The organism is Kribbella koreensis, from assembly GCF_039525325.1.
In the GTDB taxonomy this organism is placed as follows: Bacteria; Actinomycetota; Actinomycetes; order Propionibacteriales; family Kribbellaceae; genus Kribbella; species Kribbella koreensis.
This window is the reverse complement of the sequence record NZ_BAAAHK010000020.1, coordinates 286,372-311,155: the sequence shown is the minus strand read 5'-3', so window position 1 is coordinate 311,155 and position 24,784 is coordinate 286,372. Positions and strand designations below refer to the sequence as shown.

12 protein-coding genes and 1 tRNA gene are annotated in these 24,784 nt (G+C 69.5%); 8 read left to right on the top strand and 5 right to left on the bottom strand.

Translation table 11 applies throughout. From position 1 onward, the window contains the following. Nucleotides 1–231: 231 nt before the first annotated feature. From ABD116_RS36530 to ABD116_RS36515, 4 genes are all read left to right on the top strand, one after another. The gene (locus ABD116_RS36530) at nt 232–678 is read left to right on the top strand and encodes a DUF3052 domain-containing protein (protein WP_343981473.1); all 447 of its coding nucleotides are present in this window, start codon (nt 232–234) and stop codon (nt 676–678) included. 7 nt (nt 679–685) lie between these two features. Next, on the top strand, nt 686–1,162 hold the full coding sequence (locus ABD116_RS36525) for a peroxiredoxin (RefSeq protein ID WP_343981470.1): 477 nt from the start codon (nt 686–688) through the stop codon (nt 1,160–1,162). A gap of 34 nt (nt 1,163–1,196) precedes the next feature. Further along, nucleotides 1,197–1,268, top strand: a tRNA-Val gene (locus tag ABD116_RS36520). A 293-nt stretch (nt 1,269–1,561) separates the two neighbouring features. Continuing rightward, nucleotides 1,562–12,820 (top strand): non-ribosomal peptide synthetase/type I polyketide synthase, encoded by an 11,259-nt coding sequence (locus ABD116_RS36515; protein WP_343981466.1) that lies wholly within the window; start codon nt 1,562–1,564, stop codon nt 12,818–12,820. A gap of 150 nt (nt 12,821–12,970) precedes the next feature. Here the strand turns inward: ABD116_RS36515 and ABD116_RS36510 are convergent, their stop codons facing one another. Continuing rightward, on the bottom strand, nt 12,971–13,525 hold the full coding sequence (locus ABD116_RS36510) for a hypothetical protein (RefSeq protein ID WP_343981462.1): 555 nt from the start codon (nt 13,523–13,525) through the stop codon (nt 12,971–12,973). 345 nt (nt 13,526–13,870) lie between these two features. After that, complete coding sequence (locus ABD116_RS36505; RefSeq protein WP_343981458.1) at nt 13,871–14,818, bottom strand: ROK family protein; 948 nt, start codon at nt 14,816–14,818, stop codon at nt 13,871–13,873. Between the two features lie 253 nt (nt 14,819–15,071). Here ABD116_RS36505 and nagZ point away from each other — a divergent pair, with 253 nt between their 5' ends. Both nagZ and ABD116_RS36495 read left to right on the top strand, forming a co-directional pair. Beyond that, complete coding sequence (nagZ, locus tag ABD116_RS36500; protein ID WP_343981455.1) at nt 15,072–16,562, top strand: beta-N-acetylhexosaminidase; 1,491 nt, start codon at nt 15,072–15,074, stop codon at nt 16,560–16,562. A 66-nt stretch (nt 16,563–16,628) separates the two neighbouring features. Then, nucleotides 16,629–17,201 carry a GNAT family N-acetyltransferase gene (locus tag ABD116_RS36495; RefSeq protein ID WP_343981452.1) on the top strand — a complete coding sequence of 191 codons (573 nt, stop codon included), beginning with the start codon at nt 16,629–16,631 and terminating at the stop codon, nt 17,199–17,201. 240 nt (nt 17,202–17,441) lie between these two features. Here the strand turns inward: ABD116_RS36495 and ABD116_RS36490 are convergent, their stop codons facing one another. Continuing rightward, the gene (locus tag ABD116_RS36490; RefSeq protein ID WP_343981449.1) at nt 17,442–18,647 is read right to left on the bottom strand and encodes an ROK family protein; all 1,206 of its coding nucleotides are present in this window, start codon (nt 18,645–18,647) and stop codon (nt 17,442–17,444) included. Between the two features lie 86 nt (nt 18,648–18,733). Here ABD116_RS36490 and ABD116_RS36485 point away from each other — a divergent pair, with 86 nt between their 5' ends. Further along, nucleotides 18,734–20,395, top strand: coding sequence for a glycoside hydrolase family 13 protein (locus ABD116_RS36485; RefSeq protein WP_343981447.1), 1,662 nt, complete (start codon nt 18,734–18,736; stop codon nt 20,393–20,395). Between the two features lie 458 nt (nt 20,396–20,853). Next, a complete protein-coding gene (locus ABD116_RS36480; RefSeq protein ID WP_343981443.1) occupies nt 20,854–23,013 on the top strand; it encodes an HNH endonuclease signature motif containing protein in 2,160 nt (719 codons plus the stop codon). 570 nt (nt 23,014–23,583) lie between these two features. Here ABD116_RS36480 and ABD116_RS36475 read toward each other — a convergent pair. Beyond that, nucleotides 23,584–24,183, bottom strand: coding sequence for a hypothetical protein (locus tag ABD116_RS36475; protein ID WP_343981439.1), 600 nt, complete (start codon nt 24,181–24,183; stop codon nt 23,584–23,586). Continuing rightward, the gene (locus tag ABD116_RS36470; RefSeq protein ID WP_343981436.1) at nt 24,176–24,688 is read right to left on the bottom strand and encodes a SigE family RNA polymerase sigma factor; all 513 of its coding nucleotides are present in this window, start codon (nt 24,686–24,688) and stop codon (nt 24,176–24,178) included. The genes ABD116_RS36475 and ABD116_RS36470 overlap by 8 nt, the downstream gene beginning before the upstream one ends. Between the last annotated feature and the right edge of the window lie 96 nt (nt 24,689–24,784).

Below are 24,784 nucleotides of genomic sequence, written 5' to 3'. Positions count from 1 at the left end.
CGGAGCACTGGTAATCCTGTCACCTGACCGGAATGCGTTCTACTTCGCATCCACAACCCCGGCATATCTCGCCTGGAAGGGTAGGTTCCCACCGGACACGCACCGTGTCCGACATGCGGATACCGGACACGTCACGGAACCCTCGTGCATACTTGCGCGACGCGGTAGGCCACGATGGACTACTGCTACTGACGCCTACCCCCGTGCACCGGGGACGACGGAGGAGGACACGTGAGCGCGACCGCGGACCACGCGGACGGCAAGAGCGGCGAGCCGAACATGGCGAGCCGGCTCGGCTTCGAGAGCGGCACGGTCGTGCTGGAGCTCGGCTACGACGACGACTGTGACGACGCCTTCCGCGACGCCATCGTGGAACTGACCGGTGAGGAGTTCACCGGGGACGAACCGGACGACGCGGTCGATGTCGTCCTGCTCTGGTTCCGCGAGGAAGACGGGGATCTGGTCGACGCCCTGTTCGAGACGCTGACCGACCTGAAGGCCGGCGGTGCCGTCTGGCTGATGACTCCCAAGGTGGGCCGGGAGGGCTACGTCGACGCGGCGGACATCGCGGAGGCGGCGCCGACGGCGGGGATGCAGACGACCAGCAGCCTGAGCGCGACCCCGGACTGGTCGGCGACGAAGTTGGTGCTGCCGAAGTCGCCCAAGGTCAGGAAGTGAATGCACGGTGACTGGCGTCGTCCCTAGGGTCGGCGACCAGGCACCGGACTTCACCGCCCGGAACCAGCACGGCGAGCAGTTCCGGCTCTCGGAGTACCGGGGCCGGCGCGACGTGGTCCTGGTGTTCTATCCGTATGCCTTCAGCAGGGTGTGCACGAGCGAGCTCGGCGCGCTCCGCGACCGGCCCGAACTACTGGCCGGCGCGGAGTTCGTGGGGATCTCGTGCGACCCGATGTTCACGTTGCGCGCGTACGCCGAGGCCGAACGGCTGGAGTTCGGGCTGCTCAGCGACTTCTGGCCGCACGGCGCGATCGCCTCGCAGTACGGGGTGTTCGACGCCGACCGGGGCTGCGCGCTGCGCGGGACCTTCGTGGTCGACCAGGCCGGCCTGGTGCGCTGGTCCGTGGTCAACGAGATCGGTGCGGCCCGGGACCCGGATGAGTACGCGGAGGCCCTGGCAAGTCTTCGCCCCGATCTCGGTTAGACTTTCCGCTCCGCCTTCTGACAGGCGGTGACGAGGGCGCTTAGCTCAGCGGTAGAGCGCTTCCCTTACAAGGAAGATGTCGGGGGTTCGATCCCCTCAGCGCCCACCTCTCAGTCCTGCTGACTTTCTTAACAGTCAGCTGCCGGAACTGCTTCGGCCAGGTCACATTTCGGCTGGTAAGGTTCCCGTTCGTCGGCTCACGCGATGACGCACCGGGACCACTCGGTCACCCTCTTTCGCGCGAGTCGTCAACGGGGCTTTTCTGTCGATACCAGCGAGACGGGCATGCCCTGAGCCCGGCTCCGTCCAGTTGGGGAGGCACGTGTCCGTGGGTCGCCAACTGACTGGCGCCTCTGTGCTCCCTGGTGTGGCTGTGGGGCTGGTGCGATGAGGAGCGGTATGGACCGGCCGGCGATCAGCACCGGGCCGGCGCTGATGATCCCGGCGGGGTATCCGCGCGATCTGCCCAGCGCCCTGCTGCGGGCCGCCCGCGACTTCGGTACGGCGGGAGTCGTCGAGATCGGCCCGGACGGTCGCGAGACGCGGCTCGACTTCCCGACGCTGCTCGAGCTGGCTGCGCGGATACTGGCCGGCTTGCGCGCGAACGGCGTACGGGCCGGTGATCCGGCAGTTGTGCATTGCACGGAGCCGGTCGGGTTCTTCGCGGCGTTCTGGGCGTGCACGTTGGGTGGCATCCGGCCGCTGCTGATGTCGCCGTCGCCGGAGGGTGACACGACCGAGGAGGGGCGCGAGCGGCTCCGGAAGGTCACCGACCTGCTCGGCTGGACGGTACTGATCGGGCGGCCGTCGGATCTGCCGAACGACCTCGGGCTGCCGGTGCTCGATCCCGATGCGCTGGCCGGGCATGAGCCGACTTCCGAGTTCCACCGGCCCGCGGCGGACGACGTCGCGGTGCTGATGATGACGTCGGGGTCCAGCACTGGTACGCCGAAGATCATCCAGCTCACGCATCGCGGGCTGGTCGAGTTCGCAGCCGGTACGCCGGCGATGCTGCCGGTGCGGCCGGGGCAGACGACTCTCAACTGGCTGCCGCTGGATCACAGCGGGGCCTTCCTGCTGTACCACCTGCTGCCCGTGTTCACCGGCTGCACCAACATCCACGTCGCGACCGACTGGGTGCTCGCGGAGCCGCTGCGCTGGCTGGACCTGATGGACCAGCACCGGGTGAACCACTCGTGGTCGCCGAACTTCGGGTATCGGCTGGCTGCCGCGGCGATCGCTGGGGAGCCGGATCGGCACTGGGATCTGTCGGCGTTGCGCAGTCTGGTCAGTGGTGGCGAGCAGATCACGGTGCCGGTGGTGAGCGAGTTCCTGCGGCTGACGAATCGGTTCGGCGTGGTGCCGGAGACGTTCGTTGCGGCGTGGGGCATGACGGAGACGGTCACCGGGATCACCTTCGGTCGGCCGGGGCTGACGCCGAACGTGCATCGGGTGCGGATCTCGCAGACCGGTGTGGTCGAGTGGGTCGACCAGCGGACCAGTGCTGGGAAGGTCGCGGTTGCTCGGCCGGGGAAGGGGCGTGTGGATGCGCCCGGCGTACTGAGTCTGGTGTCTGTCGGTGCTCCGGCTCCTGGGGCGACCGTGCGGATCGTGGGGCCCAACGGCGCTGTGCTGCCGGAGGGGCGGATCGGGCAGTTGCAGATCGCGTCTGCTCGGGTGACGCCTGGGTATCTGGGGAATCCGGATGCAGACCGGGCTGCCTTCCCGGCGGGCAACTGGCCGGCGCGGAAGTGGCTGGCTACTGGGGACCAGGGGTTCATCACTGGTGGGCAGGTGGTGATCACTGGTCGCGACAGCGAGCGGATCATCCTCAACGGGCAGACGTACTACGCACACGAGCTCGAGGCGGTCGCTGCAACCGCCCCTGGAGCTGTCGCCGGCCTGGTCGCAGCCTGCGGTGTCGCGGACGCTGCGCTTGGCACTGAGCGCCTCCTGATCTTCTACGCCCTCTCGTCGGAGTCGGCCGAGGGCGTCGACGAGGCCATCCGCTCCGTTGTGCGCGGGCGCCTAGGCCTGGACGCCCGCGTCGTCGGCGTCCCGCGCCGCCATTTCCCCACCACCCCCGGCGGCAAAATCCTCCGCCCTCTCCTGAAGCAACGCTGGCTGGACAACACCCTGGAGACGGCCCCCGGCCCCTACGCCACGCCTCCCGTCGCTTCCCCCTATGGCGACCCCATCCGCCCAGGCTCCGTCCCCGCCTCGTCCCGCTACGACGACGAGGACGCCAGCGAACAAACCACAGAACTCCCCGTCGTCCGCCTCGCGTGGCGCCGCAACCTCCAAGACTCCATCCCCACCCCACCCCAACGCCCCACCCTCGGCGCCAACCGCCACCCCGCCCCCGACGACCTCACCACCACCCCACAAGCTGACAGCACCGACGACCACCTGACCGGTACCACGGACCAGCCGACCCACACTCCGAACCAGCCGACGGGTGCTGCGGGTGCTGCGAACCAGCAGACGGGTGCTGCGAACCAGCAGACGGGTGCTGCGAACCAGCTGACGGGTGCTGCGGGTACTGCGGGTGCTGCGGGTGCTGCGAACCAGCTGACGGGTGCTGCGGCGAACTCGCTCGAAGCGGATCCGTCGGCCTCCACCATCGACGTCGACCCGCCGACCGGTACGACCGACGCCGACCAGCCGACTCGCACGCCGGACTCTCTCGCCGGCCCTGCGCCCGCCAACTCAACGGCAGGACCCGTCAGCACCGACCCCCTCACCGACGACCTCCACGCCACCTCTGCGACCGCGTCCCCCGCCACGCAACCGCTTGCTGACCCCACCGACACGGAGTCACCGGCCGACCCCGAACCGAGAACCACCGCTACTGACGCACTGACCGGCACGGCAGGCACCGACGTAAGGCCCGCCCCCACAGGCGCCGACCTTCGGCCCGGCCCCGCAAGTACCGACGAACTCACCGGCACCGCAGGTACCGACGCCCTCACCGGCACCGCTGACCCCGTGCCGCCCACGAGCGCCGACCTGCCCGAGCAAACCGCCGCTGACTCAACAGCAGACACACCCACCACCGATGCACCCGCCGGTACCTCCCGCACCGACGCACCGGCCGGTACCTCCCACGCCGACTCCGCCCGCGCGGAACTGCCGACTGAACCCATCGACGCGGACCAGGCCGTCGCCAGCACCAACGCCGACGCATCAACCGATGCATCCGCAGACGCAGCCGCTGACCGTCGTACGAAGGCTGCTGACACTCCCGCGGAGTCCGCCGACGCACTGGCGGACGACTCCAACGCATCCGTCGCCAGCACCACCCCCGCGCCCCCCGCCAGCTCGCCCGCCTCAACCGACGCATCAAGCGGAGAGGCAACCGCCCCGAGCACCCCGCACGACGCCGCCGACACCGCCGACTCCCGCGATGCCGACTCCGTCTCCACCGACTCGGGTGACACCGACTCGGGTGACGCCGACCCGCGTGACGCAGGCTCGGGTGACGGCGGCTCGGGTGACGTCGACTCCGGCCATGCCGACTCGGGTGATGTCGACGGGGTGGACGCCGACGTACCGGCAGCTGTCACCTCGGCTGACGCGACCGGCGGGTCGACTGCAGAGGCTGTACCGGCTACTGCCTCACGTCCGCCGACGGTGGATCTCGACGAGGAAACCACCCAGCTACCCATCATCCGGGTCTCCAAGAACTCCGCTGACGCCAAGCCGCCGTCGACCGACTCCGACAACCCCGAACACCAAGCTGCCAACCCCACCGACCAACAAGCCGACAACACTCAACCAGCCGACCTCACCAAGCCCGAGACGGACGCTAACGAGTCCGCTGAGCCCAGCAACGGGCAGGCGGGTGACGCTGTGTCGACCGAGGTCGACGAGGCGCAGGCTGGCGACGGCGAAGCTGCTGAGCCGGCTGGCGCTGAGTCGGCTGACGTTGCCGAGGCCCAGGCCGCCGACGGCGAAGCTGCTGAGCTGGCCAGGTCGCAGGCGGTCGATGCCGACGCGGCCATGGCGCAGCTGGCTGACGCTGAGCACGCTGACGCTGAGCACGCTGACGCTGAGTCGGCTGACGTTGCCGAGGCCCAGGTTGCCGACGGCGAATCTGCTGAGCCCGCCAGATCGCAGGCGGGCGATGCCGAGCTGTCCGAGGTGGCCAAGACGCAGGCGGGCGATGCTGAACTGTCCGAGACGGTCAAGACGCAGGCGGGCGATGCCGAGCTGTCCGAAGCAGGCAAGGCGCAGGCGGTTGACGCTGAGTCGACTGATGTTGCCGAGGGCCGGGACGGTGACGGCGAATCCGCTGAACCTGCCGCGTCGCAAGCGGACACGGGCGAGGCGGCTGAGGTCGCCGAGGTGCGAGCCGATAGCGCCAGGTCTGCCGAACTCACGCAGTCGCAGCCGGGCGGAGACGCCGAACCGGCCGAGGCTGCCAAGGCACAGGCTGGCGACGGCGAAGTTGCTGAGCTGATCGGGTCGCAGGCGGACGCTGCCGAGCTGTCCGAAGCGGCCAAGGCGCAGGCCGTCGACGCTGAGTCGGCTGATGTTGCTGAGGTGCGGGCCGAGAACAACAGGTCTGCCGAGCCGACCCCATCGCGGCCAGGCAACAGTGCTGAGTCGGCCGAGACTGCGAAGGCCCAGGCTGGCGATGGCGAATCCGCTGGATCCGCCGCGTCGCAAGCGGACGCGGCCGAGTCGCCCGAGGTTGCGAAGGCACACGGTGGTGATGGCGAAGCTGCTGAGCTGATCGGGTCGCAGGCGGAAGGTGTCGATGCGGCTGACGGTGTCGAGGCAGCTGGCGTTGCCGAGACGGCTGGCGCTGCCGAGGTGCGGGCTGAGGACGGCGGGTCCCTTGAGCTGGCTGGGGTCGCCGAGGTTGGCGCCGATGGTGGCGAGCCGGATGAGGTTGCTGAGGCGCGGACTGGCGGTGGTGTGGCTGTTGAGGCCACCGAAGCGCAGGCTGGGGACCCTGGGTCTGTCGAGCTGGCCGGTTCGCCGGCGGATGGCGTTGGGGCGGCTGAGGGTGAGCCGGTCGAGGTTGCTGCGGCGCGGGCTGACGGTGGTGGGGCAGCTGAGGTTGCCGAGGTGGGTGGAGCCGTCGGGGTTGGTCAGCTGGAGACGGGTGGCGAGTCGGCGGAGGTAGAGGCCGGTGATGTCGAGGCAGCTGACGGGCAGCCGGGTGGTGCGGCGGGTGCTGGTGGGCTGACGGGTGGGGCGCGGGCTGACGGCGTACCGGGTGATGCTGGTGTTGCGTCGCCGGGTGTTGACGAGGCTGGTGCTGCTCGGGCGGTTGCAGAGGTAGGCGGCGAACGCTCGGCGGAGGTTGCTGGGGCGAGCGCTGAGGAGTTGGTGGCGGGCGCCTATGTGCGGATGGTGCCTGCGGTTGGTAGGGCTGTGGCCGAGGACGGTGCCGGCACGGAGGTTGTCGCGGCGACTCCTGAGGAGTTGGTGGCGAGCGACTACGTGCGGATGATGCCGGGAGCGGTGGCTCGGGACGCTGCGGGCGCGAAGGCTGTCGAGTCGGCACCCGCGGGAGTTACTGAGTCGGCTCCTGCAGAGGCTGCTGCGGAGGTTGCTGAGCCGACTCCTGCAGAGGGTGCTGAGTTGGCTCCTGCAGAGGGTGCCGCGGCGGCTTCTGCGGAGGCGCTGGGCGGTTCGGACGGCGATGCGGAGGTGCCTGGGCAGGAGGCCGCCGACGCCGAGGGCTCTGAGGTACTTGTTGCTGAGGCTGGCAGGGTCGAAGCAGGAGCCGAGCCTGCGGAAGCTGGGCTGGCTGTGGCGGCCGTGCGCGCGCCCGCGAAGGGTGGGGAGCGGGCTCGGAAGGATGGGAAGGCTGCGGTCAGGGCCGGTGTGGTGGAGCCGGTGGCTGTGGTGGGGCTGGCTGGGCGGTTCCCGGGGGCTTCGTCGGTGGATGAGTTCTGGGAGAACTTGCTGGGGGGAGTGGAGAGTGTCCGGCGGTTCAGTGAGGAAGAGCTGAAGGAAGCCGGCGGGACTGACGCCTTCGGGGACGAAGAGCTGGTTGCGGTCAGTGGGGCGCTGGACGATGTCGAGTTGTTCGACGCGGCGTTCTTCGGGCTGAGTGATCGGGAAGCCGAGCTGACGGACCCGGCGCAGCGGCTGTTCCTCGAGGTTTGTCAGCAGGCGTTGGAGAACGGCGGGTACGCCGGTGCGTCGGGCCGGATCGGGATCTTCGCCGGCTCGGGCATGAACCTTTACACGCAACAGAATCAGCCGCCGGACTACCTGGCGACCCGAGTGGCGTACCGGCTCGGCCTGACCGGCCCGGCGATCGGCGTACAGGCTGCTTGGTCTTCCTCGCTGGTGGCGGTTCACCTTGCCTGCCAGGCGTTGCGCAGTGGGGACGCGGATCTCGCGCTCGCCGGCGCCGCCGCGGTCCACGTGCCGCAGGCAACGGGGTACCACGCCAATGCCCGCTCGATCCTCTCGCCGACCGGCCACGTCCGCGCCTTCGACGAGAAGGCCGACGGCACGGTCGGTGGCAACGGCGTCGCGGCCGTGCTGCTCAAGCGGCTCGACCAGGCGGTTGCCGACGGCGACACCGTGTACGCCGTGATCAAGGGCTCCGCCGTCACCAACGACGGCGGCCAGGCCGGCCAGGTCGAGCTCGTCGAGCGCGCGCTGGAGAAGTCCGGCGTACCGGCCGCATCGCTCAGCTACGTCGAGGCCAACGCGACCGGTACGGCGGAAGACGACACCGTCGAGTTCCGCGCCCTCACCGCCGCGCTGCGCAAGCACACCGACCAGGTCGGCTTCGTCACCATCGGCTCGGTCAAGCCCAACATCGGCCACCTCGACAGCGCCGCGGGCATGGCCGGCCTGATCAAGACCGTGCTCATGCTCCAGCACCGCACCCTCGTCCCAACCATCAACTACAGCAAGCCGAACCCGGACCTATCGGTTGCCAACAGCCCCTTTGTGGTCGGCACCGAGGTCCGCGACTGGGAAGCCGGTACGCCGCTCCGCGCAGGCGTCAGCGCACTCGACGCCAAGGGCACCAGCGCGCACGTCATCCTCGAAGAGGCCCCGCGCCAGATCCGCCGCGGCGAAGACGGCCCGGTCGTCCTCCCGATCTCAGCCCCCGACCCGGCCGCCCTGGCCGACCTCGCCGTCCTCTTCCGCACAGAGCTGGAAGAGGGCACAGGCCAACGCCTCATCGACCTGGCCGGTACTGCGTCGATCGGCCGCCCAGCCCATCGCCACCGCATCGCCGTGGCGGGCTCCTCCGAATCCGAGCTGGCCGAAGCCCTGGCATCCGCCGCCACCGCCGAAGTACCGCGCGGCGGCCCCGGCCCGCTCGGCTTCGCGTTCACCGGCCAAGGTGCGGCCCGGCGCGGAATGGCGGCCGGCCTTGCCACCAGGTTCCCCGTCTTCCGCGCAGTCCTCGACGAGTGCGACAAGGTCTACGAAGAAGAGGTCGGCGGCAGACTCCTCGAGCTGCTGCTGACCCCGGCCGGCACCGACGACGGCGTCTGGCCGACCGAGACCGCCCAACCCGCGCTCTTCGCGTTCGAGCTGGCGCTCGCAAGGCTCTGGCAGTCCTTCGGAGTCCAGCCCGCGTTGGTGGTCGGGCACAGCGTCGGCGAGTACGCCGCCCTGTGCGTGGCCGGCGCGTTGTCCCTCGCGGATGGCGTGAAGTTGACCGCGCAGCGCGGAGTACTGATGCAGCGCGGCACTGTCCCCGGCGCGATGGTCGCCGTCCGGGCCGATGCTGATCGGGTCCGCGAACTGGCCCAGACCCCGGGCGTGGAGATTGCCGCGGGCAACGGTCCGCAGAACTTCGTGCTGACCGGTTCCGAGGTGATCGTCGGGCAGCTGGCCGAGCAGCTCGACCGGCTGGAGCTCAAGTGGCAGCGGCTCGATGTCGACCGCGCGTTCCACAGCTCGCTGGTCGAACCGATCCTGGCCGACTTCGCGAAGGTTGTCGCACAGATCAAGCTCAAGCCGCTGCGGATGCCGATGGTGTCGAGCTGGTCCGGCGAGTTGCTGGAGAGCGGTACTGCGCTCGACGGCGACTACCTGGTCGGGCAGCTACGGCAGCCGGTGCTGTTCGGCGACGCCGTCGAGGCGTTGACCGCAGCTGGTTGCCGGCGGTTCCTGGAGCTCGGGCCGGATGCCGTGCTGAGCCCGGCCGGTCGCCGGATCGCGCCGAACAGCACGTGGATCCCGGCCCAGCGACTCGGGCAGGACCCGGTGCTGGCGACGATGAACGGACTGGCCGAGCTGTACGAGCAGGGCACCGAGATCGCTTGGGCGAAGGTGTATCCGGAGAGCGGCCGGGTGCCGCTGCCGACGTACCCGTTCCGCCGGGTGCATCACCCGGTGGACGCTTCGGCGCGGCCGGTGGCGTCGGCGCAGCCGGCGGTGGTCGAGGACGAGCGGTCGATCGAGCGCAGTGGGGCGGCGCTGAAGCGCATCCCGCTGGATCCGCCGGCGTCCAACGGTGTGGTCGTGCCGACGATCGAGGAAGTCGATCTGTCGCCGTTCGCGATTCCGGCCGAGGACGACCCGGATCGCCTCAGCACGCAGCCGATCGAGGTCACCGAGCCGCTGCCGGTCGTCGAGCTGGATGGCGCTGAGCTGGTTGCGTCTGCTTATGTGCAGATGGTCCCGGCCAAGGTTGTCTCGACCGCAGGCGCTGAGCCTGCGGTCGCTGAGGCTGAGGTTCCTGAAGAACGAAGCCAGCCGGTTGCCTCGGCTGCGGACTTGTATCGGGACTCGTTGGAGGCTGTGCTCGATCTGACCGGCGAGCAGCTCGGGCTGGATCCGTACGACCTGACGGTGGATCACACGTTCGCCGAGCTGGGCGCGGACTCGCTGTCGATGTTGCGGGTGGTGGAAGAGGTCGGCCAGCGGTTCGACGTCGAGATCGCCGTGAGCGAGCTCTTCGACGATCTCAACACCCCCCACAAGCTCGCCGCGGCCGTTGCCTCCCGCAACCAACCGGACGGCGACGAGGTCGACCCGCTCGACCTCCTCCGCCAAACCGAGCCCGCCGCGGACGCACCCGCAGCAGAGAACGCAGACCCCCGTACTGCGCTCGCGGTGCTCGGCTCAGGCCTGGCCGAATTGGCCGCAAAGGTCGACGCCGCAGCCGCCGCGACCAGCGAAGCGGAGCTGCCGGGCTCAGGCATGGCCGCCCTCATGTCGCAGCAGCTCCGCGTCGCCGGCCAGCTCGTCGACGGTGTCACCAAGCTCATGCACGAGCAACTCGCCCTCCTCAACGACACGGCCCAGCGGCACGAGGCAGCCCAAGAGCACGAAGCAGCACAGCAGCGTGGGGCCGGACAGCAGCATGGAGCCGGGGAGCAGCTCAGCGACGCGACCCAGAGCGCCGCGACTGCCGGCGTACCGGAGAAAGACGGCAAGAAGGCCCAGCAGGCCAAGGCGGAGGCCGAGAAAGCCAAGCGGGCAAGGGATCTGGAGTACTGGCAGACCGCCCTCGAAGGCGCTCAGCCGCTCGTCCTCCCGACCGATCGCCCTCGCCCGGCCGGCGACGACGTGATCGGTACCGTCACCCACGAACTCAACTCGGAGATCGGCGACGCAGTCTTCGCGTTCAGCCGCGACCGCCGGGTCAGCCCGCTGATGACGATGCTCGCCGCTGTCGGCACCGTGCTCGGCCGCTTCGCCGACCAGGACGACCTCGTCATCGGCACCGCCGCCCTCCGCCGCCCCGGCGACACCACGCGCCAGCCGGCCCTCCCGCTCCGCCTGGACCTCACGGGCGAGCCCGACCTCGGCGACCTGGCCCAGCGCGTCCGTGAGATCACCACGACGGCCGTCGACCACTCGACCGCCGACCTCGCGACGCTCGAGCAGGACCCGCTCTTCCAGGTACTGGTCGAGTTCGAGGCCGGCGAGGAAGAGCTCGCCCAAAGCCTCGACCTCCGCTTCCGCCTCGCGTACCACGGCGGCGGCATCACCTGTACTGCGGACTACCGCGCCGGCCTGTTCGACCACCAGACCATCAAGCGCCTGCTCGCCTACCTCGAAGCCGTCCTGCGCCGTGCGATCGAGGACCCGCGCCTCCCGCTCCCTGACCTGATGCTTCCGATCGACGAGGACAAGAAGATCCTGGCCGAGTTCGAGGGTGAGGCGCCGCAGACCGGCCCGGTCGGCCGCCTCCGCCGCGACGCCGTCGTCGCAGGCGAGCTGAGCGGCCTGCACACCCTCTTCGAGCAGCAGGTCGCCAGGACGCCCGACGCGATCGCGCTCATCCAGGGCGACCGCGAGATCTCGTACGCCGAACTCGATCGCCGCTCGAACGCCGTCGCCTGGCAGCTCGTCGACCTCGGCGTGAAGCCCGGCCAGCTCGTCGCGGTCCGGGTCGCCAGGGGAGCGGAGCTCGTCGTCGCAGTACTGGCCGTGCTGAAGTCAGGCGCTGCGTATCTGCCGCTCGACCCCGGCGTACCGGAGTCGCGCTGGTCCTTCATGACCGCGGACGCGGGAGCGGTCGCGCTGGTCGGCGACGACGCCGCATTGGCCGACCGGCTCGGGCTGCGGCTGGTGCCGGTCGCTGCGGTCGACGGTGACACGCGGTCGAAGCAGGCCCCGCCGGTACGGGCCGCTGCCGACGACATCGCCTACTGCATCTACACATCCGGCTCGACCGGCAACCCCAAGGGTGTCGCCGTACCGCATCGCGGCCCGGTCAACCTCATCCGGCACTACCTCCGTACCAGGCGGTCGCTGCGCACCTTGCAATGGACGTCCTTCGGCTTCGACGTCCACGTGCAGGAGATGTTCACCGCGCTCGCCTCCGGTGCTGCCTTGGTGCTGATCGGCGAGGACGACCGGTACGACCCGGACGCGGTCATCGCGGCGCTGAAGGATCACGGGGTCGAGCGGCTGTTCATGGCGTTCACGCCGCTGACCGCGCTGCTCGCCACGATGCGCAAGGTGCCCGAGTTGCCGGCCCTGCGCGAGATCGTCGCGGGCAGTGAGGCGATGGTCGTGACGCACAAGATCCGCGACTTCCTCGAGGCGCATCCGGAGTGCACGCTCTACAACGAGTACGGGCCGACCGAGGCCTCCGTGGTGACCACGATCCACCAGGTCGACCCGGACGAGGACCGGCCGTCCATCGGGCGACCGATCGACGGCGTGGTGGTGCGCCTGCTCGACGAGGCGCTCCGGCCGGTACCGGTTGGTGCGATCGGGGAGATCCACCTCGGTGGCGTGGCAGTTGCCCAGGGCTACCTTGGCCGTCCGGAGGAGACGGAGACCGCGTTCGTGAGCGACCCGGCGCATCCGGGCGGACGGTTGTACCGGAGCCGTGACCTCGGCCGCTGGCGTGCTGACGGGTCGCTGGACTACCTGGGCCGCGCTGACGACCAGGTGAAGATCCGCGGGCACCGGGTCGAGCCGGGAGAGACCGAGCACGTACTGGCCGACCTGCCCGGCGTGATCGACGCAGTGGTGGTCGCCTGCGCCGACCCGGCCGGCGACACCTGCTTGATCGGATACGTCGTGCTGGAGGACAGCGACCCCGCAGTACTGGCGAACCTCCTGCTGGAGCTCACCAAGGAGCTGCCGATCTACCTCGTCCCGGCCGACCTGATCCCGGTCGAGGACCTGCCGCTGGACTCCAGCGGCAAGCTGGACCGCTCCCGGCTGCCCGAGCCCGAGTGGCTCAAGGGCAACTAGTACGTCAAACCCCCACGCACTCCTCTGCGTGGGGGTTCCTTCGTTCCAGTGAAGTCGGTTCTGCACCGTGTACGGGGGTTTGTGTCCCCGGCGGCTACCCTCCCGCAACCTCCGGCCTACCGTCCGCGGTGCAGAACCCGCGCTCGATCCTCATCCCTCCTGAGGATCGACCGCACCTACCTCTACTGCTCGCCGGCGCAGCAGCGCGTACGCGCTGATCACGCAGATGAGCAGGGAATAAACGGCCCAGACGGGTCCGACGTTGCCGAGCTCAGGTCCGTTCCCCCGGGATCCGAGTACGACGACGGCGGTGACCGCGACGAGCGCGATCAGTGGGCCGGTCCAGCCCAGCACGCCCATCCGCACCGGCTGCTCGGAGTCGGACAGCTCGTCCGGTTCCGAGGCGGCGGAGATGGCGCGTCCCCGGAGGGACTCGTGCAGGGCCGCGACGCCGCACGCGGCGGCGACGTTCAGGAGCAGCAAGCGGCCGGCCACGTCGCCGACATCCACGCCACCCGGTCCGGCCGTGCCGTACACGACGGCGTACAGGTCGACCGGGACGGTGGCTGCGGCGGCGAGCACGACGACGGTCCGGAACAGCAGCGGGCGGCGTACGGAGGTACGCAGCACGCCTCGGCTGGCCGTCGTGGCGACCACGAGCGCGGTGAAGAAGAGTGCGAAGACGATGAGTACGGCAGCGTCCATCAGGACCTATTCCCTACGGTCGAGCGTTGCCCCGGACAACGCTGGTGGACGTGCGTACATCGGTATCCAAGTGCCTGCGAGAGCGGCGAGGAGTCTCCTCCTCGCCGCCTACGCAAACGGTCAATCCCTGGCATGCAGGTCCCCCCTGATTGCCCTCGAACGGCGTGCCCCCACCCCGTCCATCCGTTGCATCGGAACAGCAGGGGTCGCCGTTACAAGAATTCGGGCAATTGCGTAAAAAGTGCGCAAATTTGCTCGGGAGACCCCTTTCCGCACGCCACATCTGTGTGTGAGGGGTCACCGACCGTCGATCCGACGGTTACCGTGGCGCCAACTGCCGGTGAACTACCGCAGCGCGCTCTCCGAGGGCGTGGCCGCGGGCAACAGATCCCAGCCGAGCCGGGCGGCGCCGATCAGGCCGGCGTTGTCGAGCTGGGCCGGCTGGACGGTCAGGTCGGCGACGAAGGGGAGCTGCGCGAGGCGCTTCACCCAGCGCTGGACCGGGTCGAACAACACCGGTCCCGCCTTGGCCACCCCGCCGCCGATCACGACGGTCGTAAGGTCAACGGTCACAGCGGTGGCAACGATGCCCGCCGCGAGCGCCTGCGCCCCGTCGTCGAAGACCGACAGCGCGATCTCGTCCCCGGCGGCGGCGTCCGCGGACAGTACCGCCGCGTCCACGTCCTCGGTACTGCGCCAGCCGCGACGCTTGGCCCGGGCAACCATCCGCGGACCGCTCGCGTACGTCTCGACGCAACCGTACGACCCGCACGCGCACGCCTCGCCGTCGAGGTCGACCACGACGTGCCCGAGGTGCGCCGCGTTGCCGGATTGTCCGAGCAGCGGACGACCGTCGACCACGATCCCGGCGCCGACCCCGGTGGAGACGACGATCCCGAGCAGGCTGCCGACGTCACGCCCGGCGCCGGTCCAGAACTCGCCGAGCGCGAAGCAGTGCCCGTCGACGCCCAGCGTCACCGGTACGTCGCCGACCAGCGCGCGGACCCGGTCGACGAGCGGAAAGTTCCGCCAGCCCGCGATGTTCACGGGGGAGACGAGGCCGTGCTCCTGGTCCAGCGGCCCGGCCGAACCGATCCCGACCGCGGCCGGCTCGGTGTCGCCCTTGACCCGGGCGATCAGCTCGCCGAGCGCGGCGAACACCTGGTCGGCATCGCCGGGCGGGGTCGCGATCCGGTCCTTGGTCAGGATCTCCCCGTCGGCCGCCACGATCGCGGCAGCCATCTTCGTGCCCCCGATATCGATGCCTAGCACGGTCACTGGCTGGTCGGTCATGTTCCCCCTGTCAGTACCGGTGCGGATCGCGGGCTGGATCGGGAGACAACGTTATCTGTAACCGGCCAATCCGGCGAGAGGTTGTCGGTGCTAATCATCCATGATCCCGCAGGCCAGCGCTTGATTCATGCCAGGACATAGTCTGACAACGATGGCCTTCAAGGCGCTTCAATCGTCAACAACGAGGGCAATCCTTCGCTGTCCGTGACGGGTTCAGCTAGCGATCCGCGCGCGGGCACGAGAGGGTAGGCGCATGAGTGAGCTGCGTCTGACCTCCCCCGCCCCTCCGCCCCGGTCGGTGGACCGCGACGCCGCCGGCGCCCTCGTCGTCGGCTTCAACGGAACCACCGCCCCCGACGAACTCCTCCGCTCCGTCGCCGCCGGACTCGGCGCCGTCATCCTGTTCACCCGCAACGTGGACAGCGCCGAGCAGGTCGCCGCGCTGACCGCCTCGCTGCGGGCCGCGCGGCCGGACGTGCTGATCGCGATCGACCACGAGGGCGGCGAGTTCAGCCACCTCGCGCCCGCCAACCCCTGGCCGCTGTCCTCGCCGCGCTCGCTCGGCGAGCTGGACGACGTGGATCTGACCCGCGCCTCGGCCCGCGACGCCGCTGCCACCCTCGCCTCGCTCGGCATCGACCTGATGCTCGCGCCCTCGGTCGACGTGAACAGCAACCCGGCCAACCCGATCATCTCGACCCGCTCGTTCGGTACGACGGCCGACGTCGTCTCCCGCCATGGCGTGGCCTTCGTCCAGGGCGTCCACGACGCCGGCATCGCCGCCTGCCCCAAGCACTTCCCCGGCCACGGTGACGTCACCGTCGACTCCCACCTCGCGCTGCCCCGGGTGGACCGCTCGATCGAGCAGGTGAGCGCGGTCGAGCTCGCGCCGTTCCGGGCGACCATCGAGGCCGGCGCGGACGTCATCATGAGCGCGCACATCATCTTCTCGGCGTACGACGACCAGCCGGCCACCCTCTCGCGGCGGATCCTGCACGGGCTGCTGCGCGAGGAGCTCGGGTTCACCGGCGTGATCACCACCGATGCGCTCGAGATGCAGGCGATCACCGCGACCCAGTCGATCGAGGACGCCACCGTCGCCTCGATCCGGGCCGGTGCCGATCTGGCGATGATCGCGATCGGCGAGGCGGACCCTGCGGCGCTGACGGCCCGGCTGGTCCAGGCTGTCGACGAGGGGACGCTCGACGCAGCCCGGCTCGCGGATGCCGCCGGCCGGGTTCGCGCGCTGGCAGCGACGCTCGCGGGACGTACTCGTCTGCCGGGGCTGGATGGGGCGCCGACTCGTGAAGTGGCTGCCCGGACGGTCACCCGGCAGGACTTCCCGGGGCTGGGCGGGTCGCCGTACGTGGTGGATCTGACGCAGGGGCTGCACCCGGCCTGGAATCCGTACTTCAGCGGCCTTCCGGAGGTCTTCGCGAAGGTCGCGCCAGGCTCGGCAGGCGTCGTACTGCGCGGCGAGGACCCCGCTGCGCTCTCGGAGGCTCAGAACGCGGCGATCGGGCGGCCGCTGGTGGTCGCAGTACAGGACGCCGTCCGTACGCCGTGGATGCGCGCGGCGCTCCAGGAGTTGCTGGAGAGCCACGAGGGCGATGTCTTCGTGCTGTGCACGGGCATCCCCGAGGACCGCGCACTGGTGCCGGCGGCCGTTCCGACGGCTGTCACGTACGGTCGCAACCTCGTCGTACTGGAGGCGGCGGCTCAGCTGCTGACCCGGATTCCATAAGACCTTGATCAATTCGAGGGGCTGAGGTCCGGCTACGCAATCGTTTCCAGGCTTAGCGTGGCTCGGGTGAACGCTCTCGACCTGTCGAAGATCACGCTGCGACCCCTCCAGCAAGGTGACTGGCCACGGATCCACGAGTGGGCCTCGCTGGAGGAGTCGTGCAGGTACCAGCCGTGGGGACCGAACACGGAAGCGGAGACCGAGGCCTTCGTGTCGGCCGCGATCGCCTCCGCCCGGGTGGACCCGCGGACCCGTTTTGCCTGGGTCGCGACTCATCCTGTGACCGGCGTGCTCGGCATCGGCGAACTGAACATCCGCCATGCCGCGTGGAAGCGCGGCGAGATCAGCTACTCCGTCCACCCCGACCACTGGGGGCAGGGCGTGGCCAGCGAGATCGCGCGCATCCTGCTGCAGTTCGGCTTCGAGGACCGTCAGCTGGAACGCATCGAGGCCACCTGCGACCCCCGCAACTCCGCCTCGGCCGCCGTCCTGAAACGCATCGGGATGACGTACGAGGGCATCCTCCGCCGTACGGTCCTCATCCGCACGGGCTGGCGAGACTCCAAAATGCACAGCATGATCCGCCCCGAGTGGAACCCGCCGACGCCCATCACCTCCCCACGCTGGACCCTCGCCTAGCCCCGGGCAGCACCGGCGACCTCGACCACCATCCAGCGACCTCGACCACCGTCCGGCGACCTCGACCACCGTCCGGCGACCTCGACCACCGTCCGGCGACCTCGACCACCGTCCGGGAACTCGACCACCGTCCGGGACCTCGATCACCGTGCGGGGACCTTGAACACTGTCCGGGGACCTTGAACACGCTATTTCATGTCCGAGGTCACCGCTTGGTGTTCGAAGACGCCAAATGTGCGCCTAGCCTCGGCAGTTGAGCTGGAGATCCAGTGCGTGTTGCTCGACGTAGTTGAGGGCGTGCCGGACCGCGCCGACCGACACGATCGTGTCGCCCAGCGACGAGACCGCCACCCGCGGGGGAGTGGCGGTGAAGGTCGCGAGCTGCTTCTCGATCTCCGGCAGCAACGCCTTGGCCGCCGTGGCGACGGCTCCACCGATCACCACCAGCTCCGGGTTGAAGAGGATCCCCAGCGTGGCAAGCACTCTGGCGGTCCGCCCGGCGATCTGCTGAAGGATGCCAACAGCAACCTTGTCTCCATCGGCCGCGGCCGCGAAGACCAGCTCCGCGGTGACAGCTCCGTCGCCCGCCAGCCTGCGCAGGCTCGTCTTCACCGCGGGGTCGGCGATCGCCTTGGCGCCCTGTTCGCGAGCTGTCCGGGCGATACCGGCCGTATCTCCCACGCCCTCGACCAGCTTGAGGTACACCATCTCGCCCGCCCCGCCGCGACTGCCGTGCAGCAGCCGGCCGGAGTCCATCAGCCCGGAACCGAACCGCTCGCCCGCGAGGAGCACGACCAGATCATCGACGTCACGGGCCTCACCTCGCCAGTGCTCGCCGAGGGCGGCCAGGTTCGCGTCGTTCTCCAGCAGCACCGGCCAGCCGTGCAGCTCGCTCAGCCGGGTCGTCAGTCCGGCGTCGAAGCGCCGCCAGAACTCGTCGTCACTCAGGATGTTGCCCTCGCGATCGACCGGCGCGGCCACCCCGACCCCGGCGGCGAGCACCTCGGCGTCGGTCACCTGGGCTTCGCCGAGCACCTCGAGGACCGCCTCGTTGACGACCTGGGTCTGCTCGGCGGGCGTCTTCACCGCCTGGAACGAGCGGCCGGTCTTGGCGACGGTCTCGCCGCGCAGGTCGGACAGCAGCACGGTGGTCTTGGCCGCGCCGACGTCGATCCCGAGCACGTAGCCCGCCTGGCTGTTGAACTCGAAACGACGGGAGGGCCGGCCCACCGGCGTACCGGGTGCGTCGTGTCCTGGGTCGAGCTCGACCACCCAGCCCATCGCGATCAGGTCGTTGCAGACCGCGTGCACGGTCGCGCGGGTCAGCCCGGTCGCCTCGATCAGGCCGGTACCTGTCATCACGCCCGCCGTGGACAGCACGCCGAGTAGCTTCCCGGCGTTGACCCTGCGCAGCAGCGGCGGCGTGGCCGCGGCGGTAGTCGCCATATTCCCTCTTGACCTCCTCGCGAGTACCCGCGCACAATACTGCAGAATCTAAATTTAGAGTCTATATAAACCAGAGTGAGGCGCTCTTGACCAGCACCGAGACCCAGGTGAGCCGAAGTGGTGACCCGACCGATGCCGACTGGTGGCGGCAAGCGGTCGTGTACCAGATCTACCCGCGGAGTTTCGCCGACTCCAACGGCGACGGCGTGGGCGATCTGCCCGGCATCATCAGCCGCGTCCCGTACCTGACCTCGCTCGGCATCGACGCGGTCTGGCTGAGCCCGTTCTACCCGTCCGCGCTCGCCGACGGCGGGTACGACGTGGACGACTACCGCGACGTCGACCCGCGGCTCGGCACGCTCAGCGACTTCGACGACCTGGTCGCCGCGCTGCACGGCGCCGGGATCAAGCTGATCGTCGACATCGTCCCGAACCACACCTCGAACCTGCACACCTGGTTCCAGGAGGCGTTGGCCGCCGGTCCGGGTTCGGCGGCCCGCGATCGGTACATCTTCCGCGACGGCGCCGGGCCTGACGGGTCCGAGCCGCCGTCGGACTGGGACTCGGTCTTCGGCGGATCGGCCTGGGCGCAGACGTCGGACGGGCAGTGGTACCTGCATCTGTTCGCGGCCGAGCAGCCCGACCTCAACTGGGACAACTCCGAGGTCCGCGACGACTTCCTCACCACGCTGCGGTTCTGGTCGGACCGCGGGGTGGACGGGTTCCGGGTGGATGTGGCGCACGCGCTGGTCAAGGACCTGACCGAGCCGCTGCCGTCGAAGACTGTGCTGCCTCGTCAGTCGGAGTCGCTCGGTGCTCATCCGCTGTGGGATCGCGAGGGCGTGCACGAGATCTACCGCGAGTGGCGCAAGGTGCTCAACTCCTACGACCCGCCACGATCGGCGGTCGCCGAGGCGTTCGTACCGGCGGCCCGGCGCGCGCGGTATGCGAGTGCCGACGGGCTCGGGCAGGCGTTCAACTTCGACCTCCTGCAGGCCGACTGGGACTTCGGGAAGTTCCGCCAGGTGATCGAGGAGAACCTCGCACTGGCCGAGGAGAACGGCTCGTCGTCGACCTGGGTCTTCTCCAACCACGACGTCGTCCGGCACGCGACGAGGTACGGACTGCCGCGCGATCCGGAGGGGTTGTGGCAGGACGGCAAGGCCTGGCTGCTGAGCAACGGCACCGAGCCGACGGTCGATGTGGAGCAGGGGTTGCGGCGGGCGCGTGCGGCGGTACTGCTCATGCTCGCGCTGCCCGGTTCGGCGTACCTGTACCAAGGTGAGGAACTGGGTCTGCAGGAAGTCGGCGAACTCCCGGCCGCCAGCCTGCAAGACCCCGCCTACTTCCGCTCCAAGGGCGCCGAGAAGGGCCGAGACGGTTGCCGAGTCCCACTCCCGTGGACAATCGGCGGCCTCTCCTTCGGCTTCGGCTCCGGCGGCTCCCACCTACTCCAGCCGACCTGGTTCGGCGGCTACTCGGTCGAGGCCCAGGAGTCCGACCCAACCTCCACCCTCACCCTTTACCGCAAGGCACTAGCCGTCCGCCGAGGCCTGCAAACCAACGCCGGCCTCGAATGGATCGACGGCGTCGAATGGTCCCTCCACTTCACCCGCCCCGGCGGCTGGCAATCAGTAACCAACTTCGGCGCCGCCCCCATCGAACTCCCCGAAGGCGCCGTAGTCCTCTCCAGTGCGCCCCTCGACGGCGACAAACTCCCCACCGACACAACCGCCTGGCTCATCTAGCTCCACCCCCAACAGACCCTCCGCCCAAGCGGAGGGTCTGTTGCTATAAGCAACAGCCAAGAGCAACAGCCAGTCCCGCCTGCTGCGGTGGTTACGGCGGTGCCGGGGCTCCAGTTGCCAGGGAATGGAGAACTACAGAGACAGGGCGCCCGGTCGGCCCGCGGTTGCTTTGGGTGCCGGGATGACAGGCTGCCGTGGGTCGCCTGGGGTGCTTTGAGCAACAGATAACGTAAAAGAGAGTCCCTGGTTGGCCGATGGTCGCCTTGGGTGTCAGTGTGAGAGACAGCGTTGGGATTGGCCGCTGTCGAACTCAACTAGCCAAGACGCCTACCCGGAACGAGGCCGGCCCTTCAAACAACCTACAGGTGCTTGGTTGATGTGAAGTGGTGAGGAATTCACCTTGTGGATAAGGGCTTTCCGGCCCGAAACTGTCCCCGGACTCGTCTAACGTTACGGGTATGGATGACCGGGCGGTGGAGTTGATGAGCGGCGACGAGCTGCTGTGCGACTCCGACGTCATCGAGGCCGCGATCGAGGAGTTGTTGGCCCGCCGCCACCAGGTCGTCCGCCGCCTGGACGAGATCAGGTACGCCGAGGAGATCGGTGCCCATGACACCGCCCGGCTGCTCGAGAAACGCTACCGCCTCGACCCCGCCGAGGCCCGCCGCCGCGTCCGCCTCGCCCTCGCACTCCCGAAACACCCGACCGTCGCCGCCGCGCTTCCTGCCCCCGGCAACGACCTGCCCGACGACGCGGTGGCGCTGTCGTCGGCGCAGGCCGACGCGATCGTGTCCGCGCTGGAGAAACTCCCCCAACGCGCCAACATCCCCGTCGAAGAACTCGACGCGGCCGCCGGCGCGATGGTCGAGGCGGCCCGGCACATGAACCCTAGCGGCCTGCGCAGCCTGGGTGAACAGGTCCGCAACATCCTCGACACCGACGGCCCCGAACCCCGCGAAGCCGCCGCCCGCGCCCGCGAAGAAGTCTGGGTCAAGAAAGCCGACGACGGCGTCAAGTTCGGCGGCTACCTCGCCGGCGAGAACGCCGAGAAACTCCAGACCGTCCTCCAGGCGGGTGCGAAGCCGCACAAGACCGACGACGGCGAACAAGACCCCCGCTCCCGCGGCAAACGCCAAGCCGACGCCCTCATCGACACCCTCGACATCGCGTTGGCCTCGGGTGACCTGCCCACCCGGGGCGGGATCAAGCCGCACATCGCGGTCACCATCAACCTCAACGACCTCCTCGACGCGGGCCGGCACGCGACCGGTGACCTGACCTACGGCGACGGCCTGTCCGCGGCGGCGATCCGCCGGTTGGCGTGTGACGCCGGGATCATCCCGATCGTGTTGGGCTCGGACAGTCAGCCGTTGGATGTCGGCCGCGAGTTCCGGTACGTCACCAACGGCCTGCGTAATGCGTTGAACCAGCGCGACAAAGGCTGCGTGATCTGCCACGCCCCACCGATCTACTGCGACGCGCACCATCTGGTCAGCTGGCAAGACGGCGGGGTCACCAGCCTCGCCAACCTCGTCCTGCTCTGCCGGGTGGACCACAACTCGCTGCACGACGGCCACTGGACCATCAGCATCGTCAACAACCAGGTGCACGTGACCCGCCCATCCTGGGCCGACCCACCACCCCGAAACACCGGCCGAAAACCCGACCAGCCCAGCACCACCCCCGCCACCGCACCCGCGCCGACGGCCACTGACCCCTGGCCAACGGACACCGGTAGTGGCACAGGCACAGGCACAGGCACAGGCACAGGCACAGGCACCGGCACCGGCATGGAAGACAGAGGCAACTCTGTCGCGGCCGTAGATGGTGAGCCTTCGCCGGTCGGCTCGGGCGCGCGGTCCGCGCCGATGGATGCTCACTCCTGGTCGACGGGCGCTGGCTTAAGCAAAGGCACAGGAGATGCGGGCAATGCTGTCGCGGTCGCGGATGGTGAGCCTTCGGTGGTCGGCTCGGGAATGCGGTCGGCGCCGATGGGTGCTGACCCCTGGTCGACGGACGCTGGCGCTGGCGCTGGCGCTGGCGGTGGCGGTGGCAGAGGCACAGGAGATGCGGGCAATGCTGTCGCGGTCGCGGATGGTGGGCCTTGGCTGGTCGGCTCGGGCGCACGGTCGGCGCCGATGGATGCTAACCCCTGGGCTGGGCCGCGTGCGGCTGGCGTCGGACTCGTGGGCGCCCTTGCCGATGCCGACACCGATGCCGATGCCGACACGGACACCGATGCCGATGCCGATGCCGACTCCTACTCCGACTCCTACACCGACACCGACACCTATGGCGATGGCGGTGACAGTGGTGGTGATGGTTGTGATGGTGGCGGTGGGAGGGGGGCGCGGAGGCCTGGGCTGGGCTGGTCCTTTGGCGATGAGGTGGGGTGGGTCAGTCCCGAGGAAGTCGCGAATCTGGATCCTTGGGGCGACAGCGGCCGCCAGCTGCGATCGCCGGCCGGCGGCGAGAGGGTGTCCGACATCCCGAGTGCACGGGAGTCCGATCCTTGGAAGGGTGATTCGGCCGGGGTGGACCGGTCCGCCGTTGTCGATGAGAAGTCGTGTGGAGGGACGGGTTCGGCTGATGTCGATCCGTGGGCTGATAGCGCGTGATGCAGGTGCTTGCCTGGAAAGCCGTCTCAACCCGAGTTGCCGGTTGATCGCGCGTCACTCCGATAGGGCCGTCCGCTTTCTCGTGGTGCTGTGCGGCCCAGTTCACGCCGCCTGAGCTTGGTCTCGGCGGAACGCTGGGGCGCGTGCGGATGGTCGGTGAGTGCCGGAGTGCCCGGAGTGTTGGGGGGCGGCGTGGCGCCGGAGTGTTGGGGTGGCGGGGCACGTGGGCGCCAAAAGTGATGGGGCGCGAGGGCGCGAAAGTGACGGGTGCGGGGGCAGCGGGGTGCCGGGGTGCCAAAGCGACTGGGCGCGTGGGCGCCAAAGTGATGGGGCGCGGGGCGCGGGGCGAAAGTGACGGGCGCGGGGCGCCGGAGTGCCGGGGCGACGGGGCCGCCGTGATGCCGGGGTGACGGGGCGCGGGGGTGTCGGGGGTGGCGGTTGGTTGGTGGGTGGCGCGGGCAGGGGAGTGAGTTCGCGGGGTGTGTGGTGGCGGTTTGGTGGGCTGGGGCTGGGGTCGGGAAGCTGGTTGTGGTTAGCGAGTGGTTGGGCGGCGGCTGCTCAGGGGGAGGGTCAGGCTGGGCCTTCGTCGGCTATGGACCAGCGTTCGGTGGTGGTGTTGCGGACTAGTAGGTAGCCCCATTGGGTGCGGGTGCGGGTGTTGTTGCGTTGGTAGGTGGCTCGGACGAAGACGGCCTGTTGCCAGCCGTCGGCCATCGAGCCGCCGCCGGAGCGCGGGTACTTGCTGTCCGGAGGTTCCAGGCGGAGGTCGGTGATCGGTTTGGCTCGTCGGAGGCCGAACGGCCAGCGGTCTCCGAAGAAGCCGCCCTCCGATCCGAGCAGGCTTTCGGCGCGGCGGGGAGTGACGTAGGACAGGGCAGTGGCCTTGTCCCTGGCGTTCTTGGCGGCTACGTAGGCCCGGATCACCTCCTCAGGGGTGGCGCTTGCGGGCAGGGGCTGGGAGCTGACGGTGGTGTGGTCGTTGAGCGTCCCGACGGTTGTTCCGATGCCGATGAAGGCCAGGACGATCAGGACGGCTCCGACGGCGGTGAGGGCTCGGTGATGGTTTCGTGAGCGCCGGCCTCGGGCCAGGAGGGTGTCGATGGGAGGGGACGAGGCGGCCACGTCGGAGACGGCGGCCTCGAGCAGGGTGCGGGCTTCCTTCTCACGCATTGCGGTCCTCCAGGCCTTCCAGAGCAGAGCTGCCTTCCAGTGCGGCGAGGGCGCGTGAGGTACGGCTCTTCACGGTGCCGACGGCGATACCTAGTACTTCGGCCGTTTGGCGTTCGGACAGGTCGGCGTAGAACCGGAGTACCAGGACGGCGCGTTGGTCGATCGGGAGGGCTGCGAGCGCCCGCCGCAGAGTGACGGCGGTTGCGACCGTACCCGCATAGTCGCCGCGGTGACCGACCTGTTCGGTCACGTCCTCGGTCGGGATCTCGCCGTGCCAGCGGCGCCGGCCGCTCTTCGCGATGGTGTTCGCCAGCACTTTGTAGACGTAGGCATCGGTGTTGTCGGCCCGCCGGATCGCTCGCCAGGACCGGTAGCACCGCACCAGCGCAGCCTGTACGGCGTCCTCGGCCGCATCGACCTTCGCGCCGAGGAGGACAGCGGTGCGCAGAAGCGTGGCGTACCGCGCCGCGGCGTACGCGGCGAAGTCGTCGTCAGTCTGCGTCATGGCTCGCGGCCGATGTCATCACACTCATAAGAGTCCCGGGGCCGTCAGGAAGGTTCCCCACAGTGTGCGCAGCGAGGGGTGCGGCAGGATATGGCT

Excerpts from the sequence above, each read along its gene's own strand:
- ABD116_RS36515 (WP_343981466.1), top strand. The coding sequence starts at position 1,562 with ATGGACCGGCCGGCGATCAGCACCGGGCCGGCGCTGATGATCCCGGCG.
- ABD116_RS36510 (WP_343981462.1), bottom strand. The coding sequence starts at position 13,525 with ATGGACGCTGCCGTACTCATCGTCTTCGCACTCTTCTTCACCGCGCTC.
- ABD116_RS36505 (WP_343981458.1), bottom strand. The coding sequence starts at position 14,818 with ATGACCGACCAGCCAGTGACCGTGCTAGGCATCGATATCGGGGGCACG.
- nagZ (WP_343981455.1), top strand. The coding sequence starts at position 15,072 with ATGAGTGAGCTGCGTCTGACCTCCCCCGCCCCTCCGCCCCGGTCGGTG.
- ABD116_RS36490 (WP_343981449.1), bottom strand. The coding sequence starts at position 18,647 with ATGGCGACTACCGCCGCGGCCACGCCGCCGCTGCTGCGCAGGGTCAAC.
- ABD116_RS36480 (WP_343981443.1), top strand. The coding sequence starts at position 20,854 with ATGGATGACCGGGCGGTGGAGTTGATGAGCGGCGACGAGCTGCTGTGC.
- ABD116_RS36475 (WP_343981439.1), bottom strand. The coding sequence starts at position 24,183 with ATGCGTGAGAAGGAAGCCCGCACCCTGCTCGAGGCCGCCGTCTCCGAC.
- ABD116_RS36470 (WP_343981436.1), bottom strand. The coding sequence starts at position 24,688 with ATGACGCAGACTGACGACGACTTCGCCGCGTACGCCGCGGCGCGGTAC.